At 71.5% G+C, this 17,779-nt stretch carries 16 protein-coding genes and 3 pseudogenes; 9 read left to right on the forward strand and 10 right to left on the reverse strand.

Annotation, left to right across the window (positions count from 1 at the left end):
- Positions 1–747: 747 nt before the first annotated feature.
- From ggt to JNW87_RS19715, 9 genes are all read right to left on the reverse strand, one after another.
- Positions 748–2,550, reverse strand: coding sequence for a gamma-glutamyltransferase (gene ggt / locus JNW87_RS19675; protein WP_109800382.1), 1,803 nt, complete (start codon positions 2,548–2,550; stop codon positions 748–750).
- A gap of 233 nt (positions 2,551–2,783) precedes the next feature.
- Positions 2,784–4,019, reverse strand: coding sequence for an acyl-CoA dehydrogenase family protein (locus JNW87_RS19680; protein ID WP_238454177.1), 1,236 nt, complete (start codon positions 4,017–4,019; stop codon positions 2,784–2,786).
- Entirely contained in the window at positions 4,019–5,047 is a 1,029-nt protein-coding gene (locus JNW87_RS19685) for a phosphotransferase family protein (RefSeq protein WP_109800380.1), read from the reverse strand. The genes JNW87_RS19680 and JNW87_RS19685 overlap by 1 nt, the downstream gene beginning before the upstream one ends.
- On the reverse strand, positions 5,044–5,496 hold the full coding sequence (locus JNW87_RS19690; protein ID WP_109800400.1) for a MaoC family dehydratase: 453 nt from the start codon (positions 5,494–5,496) through the stop codon (positions 5,044–5,046). The genes JNW87_RS19685 and JNW87_RS19690 overlap by 4 nt, the downstream gene beginning before the upstream one ends.
- 17 nt (positions 5,497–5,513) lie before the next feature.
- Positions 5,514–6,269: a 3-oxoacyl-ACP reductase FabG gene (fabG, locus tag JNW87_RS19695; RefSeq protein WP_109800379.1), complete on the reverse strand. Its 756-nt coding sequence runs from the start codon at positions 6,267–6,269 to the stop codon at positions 5,514–5,516.
- Positions 6,266–6,979: an HAD family phosphatase gene (locus JNW87_RS40770; protein ID WP_109800378.1), complete on the reverse strand. Its 714-nt coding sequence runs from the start codon at positions 6,977–6,979 to the stop codon at positions 6,266–6,268. Before JNW87_RS40770 ends, fabG begins: the two co-directional genes overlap by 4 nt.
- Entirely contained in the window at positions 6,976–7,959 is a 984-nt protein-coding gene (locus tag JNW87_RS19705) for an NADPH:quinone oxidoreductase family protein (protein WP_109800377.1), read from the reverse strand. The genes JNW87_RS40770 and JNW87_RS19705 overlap by 4 nt, the downstream gene beginning before the upstream one ends.
- On the reverse strand, positions 7,956–8,738 hold the full coding sequence (locus JNW87_RS19710; RefSeq protein ID WP_109800376.1) for an SDR family oxidoreductase: 783 nt from the start codon (positions 8,736–8,738) through the stop codon (positions 7,956–7,958). The genes JNW87_RS19705 and JNW87_RS19710 overlap by 4 nt, the downstream gene beginning before the upstream one ends.
- Positions 8,738–9,511 carry an SDR family oxidoreductase gene (locus JNW87_RS19715; RefSeq protein ID WP_109800375.1) on the reverse strand — a complete coding sequence of 258 codons (774 nt, stop codon included), beginning with the start codon at positions 9,509–9,511 and terminating at the stop codon, positions 8,738–8,740. The genes JNW87_RS19710 and JNW87_RS19715 overlap by 1 nt, the downstream gene beginning before the upstream one ends.
- A 193-nt stretch (positions 9,512–9,704) precedes the next feature.
- Between JNW87_RS19715 and JNW87_RS19720 the strand changes: the two genes are divergently transcribed.
- The 7 genes and pseudogenes from JNW87_RS19720 to JNW87_RS19750 form a co-directional block, all read left to right on the forward strand.
- Positions 9,705–10,301 (forward strand): TetR family transcriptional regulator, encoded by a 597-nt coding sequence (locus tag JNW87_RS19720; RefSeq protein ID WP_109800374.1) that lies wholly within the window; start codon positions 9,705–9,707, stop codon positions 10,299–10,301.
- A pseudogene (locus tag JNW87_RS41575) lies at positions 10,214–10,483 on the forward strand (LysR family transcriptional regulator); the annotation flags it as partial. The gene JNW87_RS19720 and the pseudogene JNW87_RS41575, both read left to right, overlap by 88 nt.
- A 34-nt stretch (positions 10,484–10,517) precedes the next feature.
- Positions 10,518–11,189, forward strand: a complete 672-nt coding sequence (locus tag JNW87_RS19730; RefSeq protein ID WP_238454178.1) for a LysR family transcriptional regulator substrate-binding protein — start codon at positions 10,518–10,520, stop codon at positions 11,187–11,189.
- Positions 11,190–11,191: 2 nt separating this feature from the next.
- The gene (locus tag JNW87_RS19735) at positions 11,192–12,094 is read left to right on the forward strand and encodes a LysR family transcriptional regulator (protein ID WP_109800372.1); all 903 of its coding nucleotides are present in this window, start codon (positions 11,192–11,194) and stop codon (positions 12,092–12,094) included.
- A gap of 161 nt (positions 12,095–12,255) precedes the next feature.
- Positions 12,256–13,782: a long-chain fatty acid--CoA ligase gene (locus tag JNW87_RS19740; protein WP_109800371.1), complete on the forward strand. Its 1,527-nt coding sequence runs from the start codon at positions 12,256–12,258 to the stop codon at positions 13,780–13,782.
- Between the two features lie 125 nt (positions 13,783–13,907).
- Positions 13,908–14,807, forward strand: a complete 900-nt coding sequence (locus JNW87_RS19745; RefSeq protein ID WP_236647337.1) for a hypothetical protein — start codon at positions 13,908–13,910, stop codon at positions 14,805–14,807.
- A gap of 300 nt (positions 14,808–15,107) precedes the next feature.
- Positions 15,108–15,249, forward strand: a pseudogene (locus tag JNW87_RS19750) (IS5/IS1182 family transposase); the annotation flags it as partial.
- A 120-nt stretch (positions 15,250–15,369) separates the two neighbouring features.
- On the opposite strand, the pseudogene JNW87_RS19755 reads toward JNW87_RS19750, so the two are convergent.
- Positions 15,370–16,052: pseudogene (locus JNW87_RS19755) on the reverse strand (transposase family protein); the annotation flags it as partial.
- 70 nt (positions 16,053–16,122) lie between these two features.
- Between JNW87_RS19755 and JNW87_RS19760 the strand changes: the two are divergent.
- Together JNW87_RS19760 and JNW87_RS19765 are read left to right on the forward strand one after the other, a co-directional pair.
- Positions 16,123–16,962: a hypothetical protein gene (locus tag JNW87_RS19760; RefSeq protein ID WP_201749488.1), complete on the forward strand. Its 840-nt coding sequence runs from the start codon at positions 16,123–16,125 to the stop codon at positions 16,960–16,962.
- Between the two features lie 374 nt (positions 16,963–17,336).
- The gene (locus JNW87_RS19765) at positions 17,337–17,636 is read left to right on the forward strand and encodes a hypothetical protein (protein WP_201749487.1); all 300 of its coding nucleotides are present in this window, start codon (positions 17,337–17,339) and stop codon (positions 17,634–17,636) included.
- Positions 17,637–17,779: the final 143 nt, after the last annotated feature.

Here is a 17,779-nt window from a genome sequence, read left to right on the forward strand (position 1 = left end):
GCAGTTCCGCGCCGTGGCCACCAGGTACGACAAGCTCGCCTGCCGCTACCGGGCCACCGTGCAAATCGCCGACATCCTCATCTGGCTACGCGCGAAACCAGACCGCCCCAAACCATGATCCAGGAGACACGGCCTAGCACATGGGGTGACAGCCGGCGGGCGATGTCACCGTCCCATACTTTGTCGCCAGTGCCACCCACGAGGAGGAACGGCGCGGTCGCACGGCCCAACGCATCAGCCACCCACGGCAGGGTGAGCAAGGGCGTGAGCCATACGGCGGGCAGGGATCTTTGGGCGGCGATCGCTGCCGCATTCGTGCCGAGCGACTTGGCGATCAGCAGGGGGCGACCGCCAACAGTGTCGAGTAGCGGACCGATCTCACCGCTCACCCAGCCCTCGATTTCTGGCCCATCAGGCTTCGGAGGCTCCTGGGACCACGAGTACCGGTGCACCGCTGCGCCCCGCTGCTCCGCTACATCGCCGGCATACATGAGCAGGGGTGCACCCGGTCCGAACCTAAGGCCGGGAATCACGACAGCGTCAGCCATGCGGACGACCTTACCGAGACCCGCGGTAGTGAATCCCGGACAAGACGGGTTCGGCGTGCAGTCCACGTCAACAGGGACGGCGATGTCGGTCAAGAGCCACTACGCGGTGTCAGCAGGAGTCACACCAGGCCAGGTGAGACCATGCCGACAATGGGACACGGCTCAGCTGGGGTCTGAGCCGTCGCCGCGGTCCCCACCGTCAGTGGCGCGCCGAGCGGCCGACCACGGCCGCTGCGCCGCCGCCCCGGCGTACCGGCTCGGCCGCGGCGAGCAGCCGGCCGTCCTCCAGGAACTCGATACCGGTCGCGGCGCCGATCTCGGCGGTGGGAGAGAAGGCATGCCCCGGGGGGAGGCCCTTGGCGTACTCGGTGAGGAACGCCGGCTCGGCCTGAGTGCTGCCGCCGTTGCGCTGCGATGCCCGCGGCGCCGCCAGCGCCTCCGGCAGGGTCATGCCCAGGTCGATCCGGTTGATCAGCATCTGCAGGACCGTGGTGATGATCGTCGCGCCGCCGGGCGTGCCGACGGCCAGGAACGGCCGTCCGTCGGCCAGTACGATTGTGGGCGACATGGAACTGCGTGGGCGCTTGCCCGGCGCCGGCAGGTTCGGGTCGGGCGCGGTGCCCTGGGTCGGCGCGAAGTTGAAGTCGGTCAGCTCGTTGTTGAGCAGGAATCCCCGACCGGGTACGACCATCCCGTTGCCGCCGGTCGCCTCGATGGTCAGCGTGTACTCCACCACGTTGCCCCACCGGTCGGCCACGGTCAGGTTGGTGGTGCTCTTGCGGTCGTCGCGGGTGTCGGCGACCGTCGCCACCGAGCAGCCGTCGTAGGCGCCGTCGGGGACGCCGGGTGCGACCGGCTTGGGCAGCGCCGCCGAGGGATCGATCAGGCACGCGCGTTCCCTGGCGTACGCGTCGCTGAGCAGTTCGCCGAGCACGTTCTGCGGGGTGTGGTCGCCGACGTAGCGGTTGCGGTCGGCGAACGCCAGCGCGCTGGCCTCCAGGTAGTGGTGCATCGCCTGGGTGGCGGTCATCGACCGCAGGTCGAACCGCTCGAGGATGTTGAGCGCCTCGCCCACGGCGGTGCCGCCGCTCGACGGGGTGGACATGCCGTACACCTCGAGGCCGCGGTAGTCCGACCGGGTCGGCTCGGGGAAGCGGGTGCGGTAGCCGGCAAGGTCGTCGGAGGTCATCCCGGCCGGGCGGATCGGGTACGGCCACGACCCGATCGGCTGCGCCGCCAGCGGCGGGTGCTGCACGGTGGCAACCACGTCGCTGCCGACCTCGCCCCGGTAGAACACGTCGGTGCCCTGCGTGGCGATCAGCCGGTACGTCTCGGCGAGGTCCGGGTTGCGGAAGGTGCTGCCGGCCGCCGGTGGCTGACCGCCGGGCAGGTACAGCGCGCTGGTCGAGCTGAACTGCCCGAACGCGGCCTGATTCGCGGCGATCTGGCCGGCGAAGGTCTCGTCGACGGTGAAGCCGTCCTCGGCGACCCGCGCGGCGGGCTTGAGGATCTGCGCCAGCGACCGGGTGCCCCAGCGGTCCAGCGCGTCCTGCCAGGTGAGCAGGGTGCCGGGCACGCCGACCGACAGCCCGCTGATGCGGGCCTCGTCGAACCGGTACGGCTGCCCGGTGGCCGGGTTGATGAAGCTGGTCTCGGTCATCGACGCCGGTGCCGACTCGCGGCCGTCGATGGTGTGCACCCGACCGGTCTTCGCGTCGTAGTAGACGAAGAAGCCACCGCCGCCGATACCGGCCGAGAAGGGTTCGGTGACGCCGAGCGTCGCCGCCGCGGCGACCGCCGCGTCGACGGCGTTGCCACCGCGGCGCAGCACATCCAGCCCGACCGCCGTGGCGGTGGCGTCCACGGAGGACACGGCGCCCCCGTACCCGGCGGCCACCGGCTCCTTCGGCGGCTCGGCCGGCTTAGCCTGGGCGGGAACGCCGGTTGCGGCCACGAGCGTGGCCAGAGCGACGGTCGCGGTGATGAGGGCCGGAGGTCTCATGTCGTCTCCCCAGATCGACACGGGTGGGCCTTCTGCCTACTCCCCTGGCCGGGAGTCGGCAACCCGAACAAGCCGAAGTCCCAGGACCGGCCCAGCCCATTCCACCGGAATCACCGTCCTACCCGAGCCCCGCTCAATCCGGTCGCTGCACCGCCCGCCCGTCGGGAAACCGGGGCGTGGGCGGGGAGGTAGTCGGCCACCTCCGGCGCTGTTCCTCGTGCAGCGGGATGTGGTCAGGCGTGGCTGTTCTGCCTCGCGGCAGCCTGGCGACGCAGTTCGTGGCGCGCCAGAGCGTTCTTGTGCACCTCGTCGGGTCCGTCGGCGAAACGCAGGGTGCGGACGCGGGCGTAGGCGCCGGCCAGCGGGAAGTCCTGGGAGAGGCCGGCGGCGCCATGGACCTGGATCGCCTTGTCCAGAATCCACTGCACGGTCGCGGGGGTGGCGATCTTGATCGCCTGGATCTCGGTGTGCGCGCCCTTGTTGCCGACGGTGTCCATCAACCAGGCCGTCTTGAGCACCAGCAGGCGCAGCTGCTCGATCCGCACCCGGGACTCGGCGATCCAGTTCCGGATCACCCCCTGGTCGGCCAGTGGCTTGCCGAACGCGATCCGCTGCTCGGCGCGGGCGCACATCAGCTCGACGGCCTGCTCCGCGACGCCGATGGAGCGCATGCAGTGGTGGATCCGGCCGGGGCCGAGGCGGGCCTGCGCGATCGCGAAGCCGTCGCCGTCGGCGCCGATCAGGTTCTCGGCCGGCACGCGTACGTCGTGGAACTCCAGCTCGGCGTGCCCGCCGTGGTCGTGGTCGTCGTACCCCAGCACCTCCATGCCCCGCTTGGTCTGCAGGCCGGGGGTGTCCCGCGGGACCAGCACCATGGACTGCTGGCGATGCCGCTCGGCGTTCGGGTCGGTCTTGCCCATGACGATGAAGATCCGGGCGTTCGGGTTCATCGCGCCGGTGATCCACCACTTGCGCCCGTTGATCACGTACTGGTCGCCGTCCCGCTCGATGCGGGTGGAGATGTTCGTGGCATCCGAGGACGCCACGTCCGGCTCGGTCATGGCGAACGACGACCGGATCTGACCTTCCAGCAGCGGCTCCAGCCACTGCTTCCGTTGCCGCTGGGTGCCGAACATCGCCAGCACCTCCATGTTGCCGGTGTCCGGGGCGGAGCAGTTCAGGGCGGCGGGCGCCAGGTGGCTCCGTCCGGTGATCTCCGCGAGCGGGGCGTACTGCAGGTTTGTCAGGCCCGCGCCGTGCTCGCCCGGCAGGAAGAGGTTCCACAGTCCTCGCTTGCGCGCCGCGGCGCGCAGCTGCGCGAGCACGGGCACCGAGTCCCAGGCCCAGCGGTTGCCGAGCTGCCCGAGCTCTTCGTGGAAGACGTGCTCGGCCGGGTAGATGTGACTGTCCATGAAGTCCAGGAGGTTGTCGCGCAGTCCCTCGGTCCTGGGGTCCAGGCTGAAGTCCATCATTGCTCCTTGAGGTAGGTCAGGCCCGCGTCGAGCAGCAGCTCGGTGACCTCGCCGAGGCGTTCGAAGCCGGAGCCGACGGTCTGGCCGCGCAGGTGGCGGTAGTGGATGCCTTCGAGGATCGCGGCCAGCTTGAAGGCCGCCAGGCCGAGGTAGAAGCCGAAACCCGGGAGGGCGCGGGTGCTGCGGGCGGCGTACCGCTCGAGGATCTCGTCCTCGGTCAGGAAGCCGGGCGCGGACGCGGCGTCGGCCACCGCCGTTCCGACGAGCCGGCCGAGACGCTGGTAGAGCACCAGCAGCGCCAGGTCGGTCAACGGGTCGCCGAGCGTGGCCATCTCCCAGTCGATGACAGCGGCGAGGCGGTCGCGGTCGTCGGTGAGGACGTTGTCGAGGCGGTAGTCGCCGTGCACGATGCCCGGTGCCGACCCGGTGGGCACGCCGGACGCCAGTCGGGCGTGCAGCTCGTCGGCGGCCGGCAGGTCCCGGCAGTACGACGCGTCGAGCTGCTTCTTCCACCGGCTCACCTGCCGAGCCAGGAAGCCCTCGGGTCGGCCGAAGTCGGCCAGCCCCACGGCCGCCGGGTCGACCGCGTGCAGGGCGGCCAGGGTGTCGACCAGCCTGGTCGAGATGACCCGGGTGCGTTCCGGGCCGAGCCGCTCGAGTTCGGCCGCGTGCCGGTACGCCGTACCGGCCACCCGCTGCATCACGTAGAACGGTGCGCCCAGCACGTCGACGTCGGTGCAGAGCGCGTAGGTGGTCGGCACCGGCACGTCGGTGGCCTGCAGCGCCGACATGACCCGGTACTCGCGGGCCATGTCGTGCGCGGTGGACAGCACATGCCCCAGCGGCGGCCGGCGGACGATCCAGGTCTTCCGCCCGTCACCGACCTCGTAGGTGAGGTTGGACTTCCCGCCGGCGATCAGCCGGGCGGTCAGATCCCCGGCCGCCCCGGGCACCGAGGCGGCGAACCAGTCGGAGAGCCGGGCCAGGTCGAGGCCGGGCGGGTCCTGCGGTGCGGAGGCGATCATGGCACGAGGATGCTGACGGTCTCGACCACGCAGGCCGGCTTCTCCGCACCCGCCAGCTCGACGGTCACCTTCGCCGTCAGCTGGTAGCCACCGCCGCCGGGCACCAGCGACAGCAGCTCCACGCCAGCACGCACCTGGGAGTCGACGGGGACCGGGGAGGGGAAGCGGAGCTTGTTGGCGCCGTAGTTCACGCCCATGGTCAGCCCCTCGACCTTGTACACCTGCCAGACCAGCATCGGCACCAGCGACAGCGTCAGGTAGCCGTGCGCGATGGTGCTGCCGAACGGGCCGTGCGCCGCCTTGGCCGGGTCGACGTGGATCCACTGGTGGTCGCCCGTCGCCTCGGCGAAGGTGTCGATCTGCCGCTGGGTGACGGTGTGCCAGTCGGAGAAGCCGAGGTGGGTGCCGACAGCCTGCCGCAGTTCCTCGATGCCCTGGAAGACCTTCATCATTTCCCCTTTCCCGCTCAGGCCTTCGGCCCGCCGGCGACGTACAGCACCTGGCCGGACACGAAACCGGCGCCCTCGCTGACGAAGAACGACACGGCATGCGCGATGTCCTCCGGCTTGCCGGTGCGCGCGACCGGGATCTGCGCCGCGGCGGCCTTGGTGAAGTCCTCGAACGGCATGCCGATCCGCGCCGCGGTGGCGGCGGTCATCTCGGTTTCGATGAAGCCCGGGGCGATCGCGTTGGCCGTGACACCGAATTTCCCGAGTTCCAGGGCGAGCGTCTTGGTGAAGCCCTGCAGACCGGCCTTGGCGGCCGCGTAGTTGGCCTGACCGCGGTTGCCCAGCGCCGAGGTGCTGGACAGGTTGACGATCCGACCCCAACCGGCTTTGGTCATGTAGCCCTGCACGGCGCGGGCCATGAGGAACGAGCCACGCAGGTGCACGTTCACGACCGCGTCCCAGTCGTCGGCGCTCATCTTGAACAGCAGGTTGTCCCGGATGATGCCGGCGTTGTTGACCAGCACGGTGGGTTCGCCCAGCTCCCCGGCGATCCGGTCCACGGCCGCCTGCACCGCCTGTTCGTCGGCCACGTCGGCGCCGACGGCCAGGGCCCGGCCACCGCCGGCCTCGATCTCCTCGACGACCGGCTTGCCCGCCGCTTCAGCCAGGTCGACCACGGCGACGGCGAAGCCGTCGCGGGCGAGCCGCTTCGCGACGCCGGCGCCGATGCCGCGGGCCGCGCCGGTGACGACGGCGGTACGGGTGATGGTCATGGGGTCAACTCCTCGACGGGTACGGAATGTGGCAGTTCAGAACGGGGTGCGGCCGTGGGCGGCCGGCGGGACAGGCCGGGGATCAACTCGGCGAGCGCGGCCCGGGTGGTGTCGGCGTCGGTGTGCTGCAGCGCCCGCATGCCGACCGCGCGGGCGCCGAGCACGTTCGGCTCGGCGTCGTCGACGAAGAGCACCCGGTCGGCCGGCAGGCCGAGCCGGTCCAGGGTGAGCGCGTAGATCGCGGCGAGCGGCTTGCGCAGACCGACCTCACCGGAAATGACGACGGGATCGAAGAGCGCCTCGATCCGCTCGCGCGGGTACGTGTTGCCCCAACTGTTGGACAGCAGTCCGACGCGCACGCCGACGTCCCGCAGCTCGTGGGCGAGGGCGAACATCGCCGGATCGGGGCGCATCCCGGCGAACAGCCGGACCAGGACGCCGACAGGATCGACCGCACGCCCGTCGAGGGTGGTGAGCTCGGCGGCGAGCAGAGCGTCGAACTCCTCGACGCTCAGCGCCCCGGTCTCCAGGCGGTGGATGGGGGTGCCGTCCGGGGCGTCGCGGGACAGCCAGGCCTTGAGCGTGCGCGAGAACGAGGCCGGGTCGATGCCATCGGCGTGCAGCCACGCGGCGATCGAGTCCCGGACCGGTCCCGTGAGCACGCCGCCGTAGTCGAAGATCACGGCTTGCACCTGGTCGGCGGTGCTCACGAGACGTACACCACCCGGCCGACGGTGACGCCGTCGGCAAGCTCCTGCACGCCGTCGGCCACCTCGCCGAGCGCGAGGCGTTGGCTGACCAGGGGTCGTACGGCGCCCTGGCCGGCCAACGCGGTGAGGGCACGGTGGCATTCGGCGACGGCTGCCGGGTCGTGGCGGTGGTACAGGCCCCAGTGCAGGCCGACGATGGAGTAGTTCTTCACCAGGGCGTGGTTGAGCGCGGCGGACTGGATCCGGCCGCCGGCGAAGCCGACCACGAGGATCCGGCCCTCGAAGGCGACGCACTTGGTGGAACGCTGGTAGGTCTCGCCGCCGACCGGGTCGTAGACGACGTCGGCGCCCCGGCCGCCGGTCTCGGCCTTGACCACCTCGACGAAGTCCTCTTGGCGACGGTCCACGACCACGTCGGCGCCCAGTGCGCGGGCCACCGCCGCCTTCTCCGGACCCCCCACGACGCCGATCACCCGGGCGCCGGCTGCCTTGCCCAGCTGGACGGCGGCGCTGCCGACGCCGCCGGCCGCCGCGTGCACCAGCAGCGTCTCGCCCGCGCGCAGCCCGGCCCGACGGTGCAGGCCGAACCAGCCGGTCTGGTAGCCGATGTAGAGCGAGGCCGCCTCGGCGTCGTCGAGTGCCGCGGGCGCGGGGAACGTGGTCGCCGCATCCATCAGCGCGAGCTGACCGAAGCCGCCGAACGGCAGCACCGCGCCGCCGAGCACGCGGTCGCCGACGGCGAACCCGTCGACACCCGCACCGAGCGCGACGACCCGGCCGCACAGCTCGACGCCCGGGGTGAACGGCAGCTCCGGCTTGACCTGGTATTCGCCGCGGCACATCAGGACGTCGGGGAAGTTGGCCGGACAGGCCAGCACCTTCACCACGAGCTGCCCGGGACCCGGCTGCGGGTCGGTCACGTCGACGAGCCGCAGCACGTCGCGGGGCTCGCCGAGCTCGGCCACCCGCCATGCCCTCATCGGAGCGCCCCCTGGTCCTCGAGTCGTCGCTGGAGCTTGTTCATGCCGTTCAACCAGCGGTCGGTGTCGGTGGCGCGGTGTGCGTAGTACTCGGCCACCCGGGCATGCGGCAGGATCAGGAACCGGTCGCCGTGGAGGCCCTGCCACGTCGCCTCGGCGACGTCCTCGGGGGTGATCGCCGCGTCGTGGCTGAGCAACTCCTGCAGCGGCCCGGCGTTGTCGAGCATCCGGGTCTGTACGCCCTGCGGGCAGATCGCCTGCACGACGACTCCGTGGTGCCGGTAGGTCAGCGACAGCCACTCGGCGAACGCGACGCAGGCGTGCTTGCTGACCGAGTACGCCGCACTCCCGATCATCGTGAGCAGCCCGGCCGCGGACGCGGTCACGACGAATCGACCCGTCCCGCGCTCGACCCACCCGGGCATCAGCAGTCGCGCGGCCCGCACGTGCGCCATGACGTTCACCTCGTGGGTGGCGGCCCACTCCTCCTCGGTGGCCCGCAGCCCGTGGCCACGCTCGATTCCGGCGTTGCCGAACCAGACGTCGATGCCGCCCAGGTGACCTCGGGCCGCCTCGACCAGCGCGGCGACACCCTGCTCACCGGCGGCGTCGCCGGGAGCGGCGTAGCCGCCGATCTCCTCGGCCACCCGGATGGCCGCCTCGGCGTCGAGGTCGTTGACGACGACCCGCGCTCCCCCGGCGGCGAGTCGCGTGGCCAGCGCGCGGCCGATGCCGTGGCCGGCGCCGGTGACGACGACGCCCTTGTCCCGTACCGGCATCAGACACCTCCGGTGAGGGTGAGACCGCCGTCGACGAGCAGCAGCTGACCGGTGATCCAGGCGGCGTCCTCGGAGAGCAGGAACGCCACGACGCCGCCGACGTCCTCGGCTACACCGAGCCGCTTGAGCGGGTACGCGGCGGCGACCTGGTCCTCGCGACCCTCGTAGAGGGCGGTGGCGAACTTCGTCTTCACCACGGCCGGGGCGACGGCGTTCACCCGGATGTCGGGGCCGAGCTCGACGGCGAGCTGCTGGGTGATCTGGGTGAGCATCGCCTTGCTGGCGCCGTAGAAGCCGATGCCGGGCGCGGGCCGGACGCCGGCCACCGACGACACGTTGACCACCGCGCCGCCGTGCTCCTTCATCCAGATCCGATGTACGTGCTGCACCCACGACAGCGCGGCCAGGCAGTTCACCTCGAAGATCTTGCGGGCCGCGGCCAGGTCCAGCTCGACCATCGGGCCGTACGTCGGGTTGATGCCGGTGTTGTTGACCAGCAGATCGGCGCTGCCGAAGGTGTCGACCGCCCGCGCCACGACCTCGGCCTGGTGGTCGGCGTCGTCGGCGTGACCGGCGACGCCGAGCGCGTGCTCGGGGCCCAACTGGGCGACGGCCTGGTCCAGCGCGTCCTGCTTGCGGGCGGTGAGGACGACGTTGGCGCCGTCGGCGACCAGCCGCTCGGCAATGGCCAGGCCGATCCCCCGGCTGGCGCCGGTCACGATCGCGGTCCGTCCGGCGAACCTCGGCCTGCTGGTGGTGCGCGCACCGGTCATGCCAGACGGGTGTTCGACAGGGCTTCGGGACACGGCCATTCCCTCCCGGGTTACTAAGCGCTTGCTTAGGATAAGCTCGACGAAGTGTGCGACAGCATGGCCGCCGCCGTCAACGGGTCTGACCCGGACGGCTGATGTCCGGTGCTGTGGTATCAATGCCCGCCGAGGCTCAGGAAGGAAGGGTGGACGCACGTTGACCGACACCGCAGAGCACTCCCGCGCCGACGCGACCCGCGCCCGGCTGCTCGAGGCGGCTGTCAGTGCGTTCGCCGAGCGAGGCTTTCACGGCACGACGACACGCGACATAGCCGCGGCGGCAGGGCTGAGCCCGGCCGCGCTCTACGTGCACCACAAATCCAAGGAGGAACTGCTCTATCTGATCTCACGGTCAGGGCACGACCACGTGCTGCGGGTCGTGCAGGACGCGATCGCGTCATCCGACGACCCGGCCACCGCGCTACGGCGGGTGGTCCACGACTTCGTCGTCACCCACGCCCGCGACCACACCACCACCCGGGTCGTGAACTACGAGCTGGCCGCACTCAGCCCCGAGCATCTCGCCGAGATCCGCGACGTGCGCCATCGCATCGAGCAGGCGATCCGCCAGCTCGTGGAGACAGGCGTCGCCGCCGGGGTCTTCGACACCCCGGACCCGCGGATGGCGGGCGCGGCGCTGCTCTCGCTCGGCATCGACGTGGGCCGGTGGTACCGCGACGACGGCGACTGGAGCCCCGAGTACGTCGCCGCCCAGTACGCCGAGATGGCGCTGCGCATCGTCGGCGCCCGCTGAGCGACACATTGGACGTCCGGCAGGTCTCCTATTTCCTCGCGGTGGCCGAGCACGGCGGCTTCAGCCGGGCGGCCGCGGCACTCGACGTCGCCCAGCCGACGCTGTCGCAGTCGGTGCGCGCGCTCGAACGCGAACTCGGCGCCGAGTTGTTCCACCGGGTCTCGCACGGGCTGGTGCTCTCCTACGCGGGCCGGGCCTTCGTCGGCCGGCCGGCAGATGCTGCGCGGCATCACCGCCGCCCGGGAGGCGGTAGGGTCACACGAACGATCCGGCCACACCCTCGACCTGGTCACCGTGCCCGTCCTGGCGGCCTACCCGGGGGCATCCCTGGTCGGCTCGTTCCGGCGCGCGAAACCGGACATCGTCGTACGCGTCGACGAGCCGGAGACCGACGACAGCCTGCACATCCTCGTTCGGCACGGGCACAGTGAGCTGGGCCTGGCGCACCTGCCCCTGCCGCACCTGGGGCTACACGTGGTCGAGCTCGGCGTCCAGGAGCTGTGGCTGGCGTTCCCACCCGGCACCGACGTCGGCCCGGGTGCAGCCGTGCCGCTGGCCCGGCTGCACGGCGCCGACGTTCTCGGGGTGCCGCGCGGCAGCTGGCAGCGCGACCACGTCGAACGGGCGCTGCGCGAGCAGGGCGTCCGCACCCGGCTCGTGGTCGAGGTGGCGCACCGGGAAGCGCTCGTGCCGCTCGTCCTCGGCGGCGCCGGCACCGCCTTCGTGGTGCGGGAGACCGCGCACGCGGCCGCCTCGCTCGGCGCGGTCATACGCCCCGTCGACCCGCCGCTGCGGCAGGCGTACGGACTGGTGCACCGGCCCGGTCCCCTGTCGCCGGCGGCGCGCGCGTTCGTGGCCCACGCCCGCGCCGCTTGTGGGACAGGGTAGCGATGGTCGACCTGCGCCAGATGGAGTACTTCCTCGCCGTCGTCGATCACGGCGGCGTCACCCGCGCGGCCGCGGCCATCTGCATCGCCCAGCCATCTCTGTCGCAGGCGATCCGGGGCCTGGAACGCGAGCTCGGCGTCGAGTTGTTCCACCGCACCGGACGCGGCCTGGTCCTCACCGCCGCCGGTGAGGCGCTCGTCGCCCCGGCTCGGCAGGTCCTCTGCGACGCCACCGCCGCCCGGGCCGCCGTCGCCGAGGTGGTGGGTCTGCGTGCCGGACGGCTCGACATCGCCGCGCACGCCGCGCTGACCGTCGACCCCCTCACCCCGGCGCTCGCCACCCTGCGGCGCCGCTCCCCAGGCATCTCAGTGGGCGTGCGGGAGCCCCGCGACGACGAGGAACTGGCTCGGCTGGTGCGCGACGGAAGCTGCGAGCTGGCCCTGACGTACCTACCGGTACCCGATCTCGGGCTGCCGGTCTCGGCGCTGGGCTCCCAGCAGGTGTGGGCGGTGCTGCCGCCCGGCACCCCCGCCCCCGACGGGCCGCTACCGGTGCGGGCGCTCCACGACACCCCGGTGATCGACATCGAGGGGCACGGTGCGCTTCGCGCGACGGTGCTGGCCGCGCTCGCCTCGGCCGGCGTGCGGATGCGTCGCGCGACGGTGACCCGGCACAGCGAGGCCGTCGTACCGATGGTCCTCGCCGGGGCCGGCACCGCCTTCCTGACCCGGTGGTACGCCGACGAGGCGGCCCGCGGCGGAGCGGTCGTGCGGGCGCTGGACTCGCCGATGGCCTGCCGGTTCGCGGTGGTCCACCGGCCCGGGAGGCTGTCGCCGGCGGCCCGGGCCCTGCTGGAACTGCTGCGCCGACCCGAGGAGACCCGCCACGCCGTCGGCGATCCGTGACCCGGTCGTCGCGGCGCCGTGTGCACCAGCCATAGCCGACGCCTATGGGGCGGGTGAGGGCTCGTCTTTGATTTCGCCTGCCCGCCGGTCTTCGATCAGTGCACCCGTCCGCGTCCGGTCCGCGACGCCGCCCGTCCCTTCGACAGCGAGGAACCCGCACCATGGCCCAACTGTCGCTGGCATCCGTCCTGGCAGAGAGCGCCCGGCGCCGACCGGAGCATCCCGCGATCATCTGCGGCGACGAACGCGTCACGTACGCGCAGCTGTGGGCGCAGGCCCGGGGCTACGCCGCGGCGCTGGCCGAGCGGGGGGTACGCCGCGGTGACCGGGTCGCGCTCATGGCCGCGAACGTGCCGGACTTCCCGCGCGCCTACTACGCGATCCTATCGCTCGGCGCGGTCGTGGTGCCGATCCACCTGCTGTTGACCGCCGAGGAGGTGGCGTTCGTCCTGCGCGACAGCGGGGCCCGCGTGGTGGTGCACGGCGGCGGCGACCCGGCGACGGCCGTGAAGGCGGCGGAGCTGGCCGGGGTACCGGCGGTCCCGCTGGACCCGGCCGATCCGGATTCGCTGGTCGCGACGGCCGCAAGCCTGGCGCCGCGACCTGGGCTGGTGCCGACCGCGCCGGACGACGCGGCCGTCGTGCTCTACACCAGCGGCACCACGGGCCGGCCGAAGGGCGCCGTCCTGACCCACCTCAACCTGACGATGAACGCCACCGTCAACGCCTTCGACGACCTCGGGGTGCGCCGCGATGACGTGATCCTCGGCTGCCTGCCGTTGTTCCACAGCTTCGGGCAGACCGCCGCGATGAACACCACCTTCCGCGCCGCCGCCACGCTCGTGCTCCAGCCGCGCTTCGATCCGACCCGGGCGCTGGAGCTGATGGTCGCGCAGGCCGTGACGGCGTTCCTCGGCGTGCCCACGATGTACGCCGCGCTGGTCGACGCGGCCCGCCGGGGTGCGCCGCGCCCGTCGTTACGGCTGTGCGTCTCCGGCGGCGCGTCGCTTCCGGTCAGTCTGCTGGAGGAGGTCGCGCAGATGTTCGCGACGACCGTCTACGAGGGCTACGGCCTGTCCGAGACCTCCCCCGTCGCGACCACCAACCAGCCCACCTTCGGCACGCGCCCCGGTACCGTCGGCTGCCCCATCTGGGGCGTCGACGTCGAGGTGGCCCGGGCCGACCTGGAGCGCCGCGTCGAGCTGCTCCCGCCGGGGGAGATCGGCGAGATCGTCATCCGCGGGCACAACGTCTTCGCCGGCTACCTCGGCCAGCCACGGGCGACCGCGGAGGCGATCGTGGACGGCTGGTTCCGCACAGGTGACCTCGGCACGCGGGACGAGGCCGGGTTCGTCACGATCGTCGACCGGAAGAAGGACCTCATCATCCGGGGCGGATTCAACGTGTACCCGCGGGAGGTCGAGGAGGCGCTGCTGCGCCACCCGGCCGTCGGGCAGGTGGCGGTGATCGGCCTGCCCCACCCGACGCACGGCGAAGAGGTGTGCGCGGTGGTCATCCCCGCGGCGGAGGTGACCGCCGACGAGATCGTCGAATGGTCGCGCGAGCACCTGGGCCGCCACAAGTATCCGCGGCGGGTGGAGTTCGTCGGCGAATTCCCGCTCGGGCCGAGCATGAAGGTGCTCAAGCGGGAGCTGCGGTGGCGGTTCGCGCAGGACGCGAGGCCCTGACCTGTGCTGGAGAAACGCGATCTGGCGGTGCGCCACGGCCGTGGCGTGCCCGCGCTGCGCGGGGGACAGACCCTCGACGTCGACGGCGGCGCGACCGTCGTCCGGCAGTAACGGAAGGAGTTGCAGTGGTGCGATCCCCGCTCGACCCCGCGCTCGCCCGCGCCGCGTGGCGCCGCGCAGAGCCGATCCACGCCATGATCTATTTCGCCCCCGAGGCGCGCCAACGGTATGCCGCGCTCGGCCTGGACGGCCCGATGGGCTACTTCGCGTCCCGGTCGGCCCCGTTCGGCCCGGTACCGGCCGAGCCGGTCATCGCGACGTTCTTCAACTTCAAGCCGGCGCTGGTGCGCTCGGCGCTGCCCGCCGCATGGCAGCACGCCGACCCGGCGACGGTGCTTCGCGCCCGTCTCGACGCCGCGGACGCGGCGCTGCGCCGGGCCTTCGCGGGCCTGCCAGGCGATGCGCTGACCGGGGCGGCCATCGCCGAGGCGGCCGGGCTGGCGCGGAGGGCCGCCGAGACGGCATCCGAGCACCTGCCCGGGCGCCCGCTGTTCGCCGCCCACGCGGCGCTGCCGTGGCCGGACGACCCGCACCTCGTGCTGTGGCACGCGCAGACGCTGCTGCGCGAGTATCGCGGCGACGGGCACGTGAACGCGCTGCTGGTAGCCGGTGTCAACGGTCTCGACGCGCTCGTGCTGCACGCCGCGACCGGGGAGGCGCCGGAGCGGTTCCTGCGCAGCAGCCGCGGCTGGACCCGGGAAGAGTGGGCCGAGGCGGTGGACGGCCTGCGGTCCCGCGGTCTGCTGGCCGCCGCCGGCGTCGACGCCGAGGACCTCGCGCTCACCGATGCCGGCCGGGAGCTGCGCCGGTCGGTCGAGGAGCGGACCGACGCTCTCGCCGAACCGGCCTACCGGGCGCTCGGCGAGGACGGCTGCGCACGGCTGGCGGAACTGGCGCGCTCGTTCAGCCGCGCCGTCGTCGACGCCGGGCTGCTGGACCTGCGCGCCACGCCCACTGAGCGGTAACCGCCGTGAGGCCGCCTGCGGCACCGGTTTCATTGGCGGGTGTCAAGTCACCGTGGACGGCCCGTGGCGGGCTGGTAGGGAGCGGGACCCCTGCTCAGCCCCTCCCTGCTGTCGGGCGGCGTCGGCGCTGGCTGGCGGTCCTGGCTGCACGAATGGCTGTACGGCGACCCGTTCCTACACCGAGTTGCCGTCCTGCCACCTCACTCCTGGCCATCGATCTGTGGTGGCAAGGAAGTGGACCACGATCGGCACGACGCGGCGAACCTCGACGGTGTCACGGTCGGCGTACTGATCGACTTGGCCGTTGGCCAACATGTCGAACACGCCCCGCCCAGGCTTCAAGTGCTGGAAGATTCTGCGCGACTATCGCCGCGCTGCCCGCACATTGACCGACGCCGCTTCCGGCATTGCCCACCTGCACAACATCGTCCTGGCTGGGTGAGCAAAACCCGGGTCATCGGCAACGCCTTCACCGCGTTACGAGACGCCTCTTAGGACCTCTCGAGTGTTACGACTCACTTCCCCTCCGGCTCCGACCGACCATGTGCCGGCAAAGCTCGCCCCTGGCCAGGGCGTGTTCGCTGCGCGTGGACGGTGCGGTGTTGGGCGTTCAGCTCCTCTTTCCAGGCCGGCAGCCGGCGGCCGGCTGCCGTCACGGTTCTTGCGGTACGGCATGGTCACCTCACGCGGTTGCCCTGGTAGCCGCCGTCGGCCATGACCGGCCGCCCGGCCAGCTTCTGGTCGATTCCGCTGGTCCGGTAGACGATCGTGTCGTTGCGGTTGCCTGGTTGCGGGTCGCCGACGGCGATCACCAGTCTGGTGCTCGTGTCGATGGTGACCTGCAGGTTCGTCGAGTAGCGGTAGTTCTTGCTCGGTGCCGCGAGGCGGTGGTCCCGGGTCGGGATCAGGGTGCCGTCAACGATCGCGATCTGGTCGACCGGCCGCCGGCGCACAGGTGCCAGGGCCAGCAGCGGCCCGAGGCTGTCGATGACCCGATGCGCGGCAGAGTGCGACACCCCGAACAGCGGCCCGATCTGGCGCATCGTCAGGCTGGTACGTCTGTAGGCGGCCAGCAGCAGCACCCGATCCGGCAGGTCAGGCGCCCACTGCCGGCCCGGCCGCCCGTCAGCGATGCCGTCCCCGCCACGCTCGGCGACCAGCCGGACCGGCCGGCGGAACTGAGCGGGCTGCAACCCAGTGAACGAGAAGATCCAAATCCGGTCGGGCTGCGGAGATCACCTGCATCCCAACATCCTCGATGATGGTCCTCACCAGACAGACATCGGGTTGCGAGACGTCCCTTGGGAGCCCATGAATGCACGTCGAAATGGCGACTAGCGCCGGTAGGGCCGGCCAGCCGAACGAGGACTTCGCCGGCGCTGTTCCCGGCGCTGCTGTGCTGCTGGACGGCGCCGGCATCCCGGGAAGCGAGTCGATCTGCTCCCACGGTGTCGCCTGGTATACGCACCGTCTCGGCGGCGCGCTGCTCGGCCGGCTATCGCGTGACGACGGGCGAGACCTCGCGGCGATCCTCGCCACCACGATCGGCGAGATAGCCGCCGATCACCGCGGCACCTGCGACCTCACGAACCCCAGCAGCCCGCAGGCAACCGTGGTGATCGTCCGCGCCCACCGGGGCCGCCTGGACTATCTCCTGCTCGCGGACTCCTTCCTCGTCCTCGACCAGGTCTGCGGTGGCCCGCAGGTCATCACCGACGAGCGTGAGGTCACCACCAGGCGCATCTGCTCGGCGTCCCTGGATGGCGTTCCCGGGGGAACGGTGGAGTACGACCGCATCCGAGACTCCTGCATCGAGGCGCTGCAGGCTCGCCGGAACCAGCCGGGCGGCTACTGGATCGCCAAGGATGATCCGCACGCGGCGGAGGAAGCGGTAACCGGCAGCCGGCCCCTTCATCACCTGCACAGCGTCGCGCTGCTCAGCAATGGCGCCAGTCGCATCGTCAGCCCGTACGGCCTGACCGACTGGCCCGGCGTACTGGAACTGCTCGCCGCTAACGGGCCGGCCGATATCGTTCGCCGCGTCCGGCAGGCCGAAGCCCGCACCTCCGCAGACCCCGATGCTCGGGTCCCTGACGACGCCACGGTTGCGCACTGGACCCGCCTGCCGCGCTCCGAGGTCGGCGAACTGTCGTAGCCAGCAGTTGGCCGCTGGTGCCCGCTGAATTTGACGACCCACGATGGAGAAGGCTCACTGCAGGTTCTGGCAGGCTGACGTGCGGGATCGCTTGCTCAACGAGGAGGCGCTGGAGTCCTCGGCGGTGGTCGCCAACTCCGCCATGAACCGCGAGCGTCAGCTTGACGGCGTCAACAGCTACAGCCGGGAACTGGGGTTCAATCCACTCGACTGGATCATCGCCCACCTCCGGAAGCTCGTTCCCGGCGGGCGAGAGATCACCACGGCTGGCTGGACCTGTGCTGCGGCACGGGCCGATGTTTGGTGCAAGCCGCGGATGAGCTTGCTCGTGCCTGCGTGCATGGGCTGCACACGTCGGCGACAAACTCGCCGTGTTGAGCCGCATCGCTGGTTGGCTCACCGACGGCGGACCGTTCGTAGCCGATCTCGACCTGGACAATCTGCGGCTGGCTGACGGTGGGCCCGCGGGACGCAAGCTGATCACCGCACTGCGCCAAGCGGGCTGCACGGTTGACACCCGCCGTCGGCGGATCGGGCATACCAGCCCCGGAGCGTTGTCGTTGCCGTACGCCTATCTCGGTGCCGACGACCACGCCGGGCCGAACTACACCGGCCAACCCGCCGTCAACTCCTACTACGCCGATCTACACCGATCCGAGGCACACCAGCACTGACATGCCGCTGGCAGCGCATCCGAGACGAACCAGCTCTGCCGAGATGAGGTGCGACACGAGGTCGCACGTGTGGAGTGAGTACGTCGATTGGAGGTCGGGTGTAGATGCCCGAGACGTAGCTCCCGGTCAGTGTCCGAGACCGG

The organism is Micromonospora sp. ATA51 (assembly GCF_016802855.1).
Classification (GTDB): domain Bacteria; phylum Actinomycetota; class Actinomycetes; order Mycobacteriales; family Micromonosporaceae; genus Micromonospora; species Micromonospora sicca.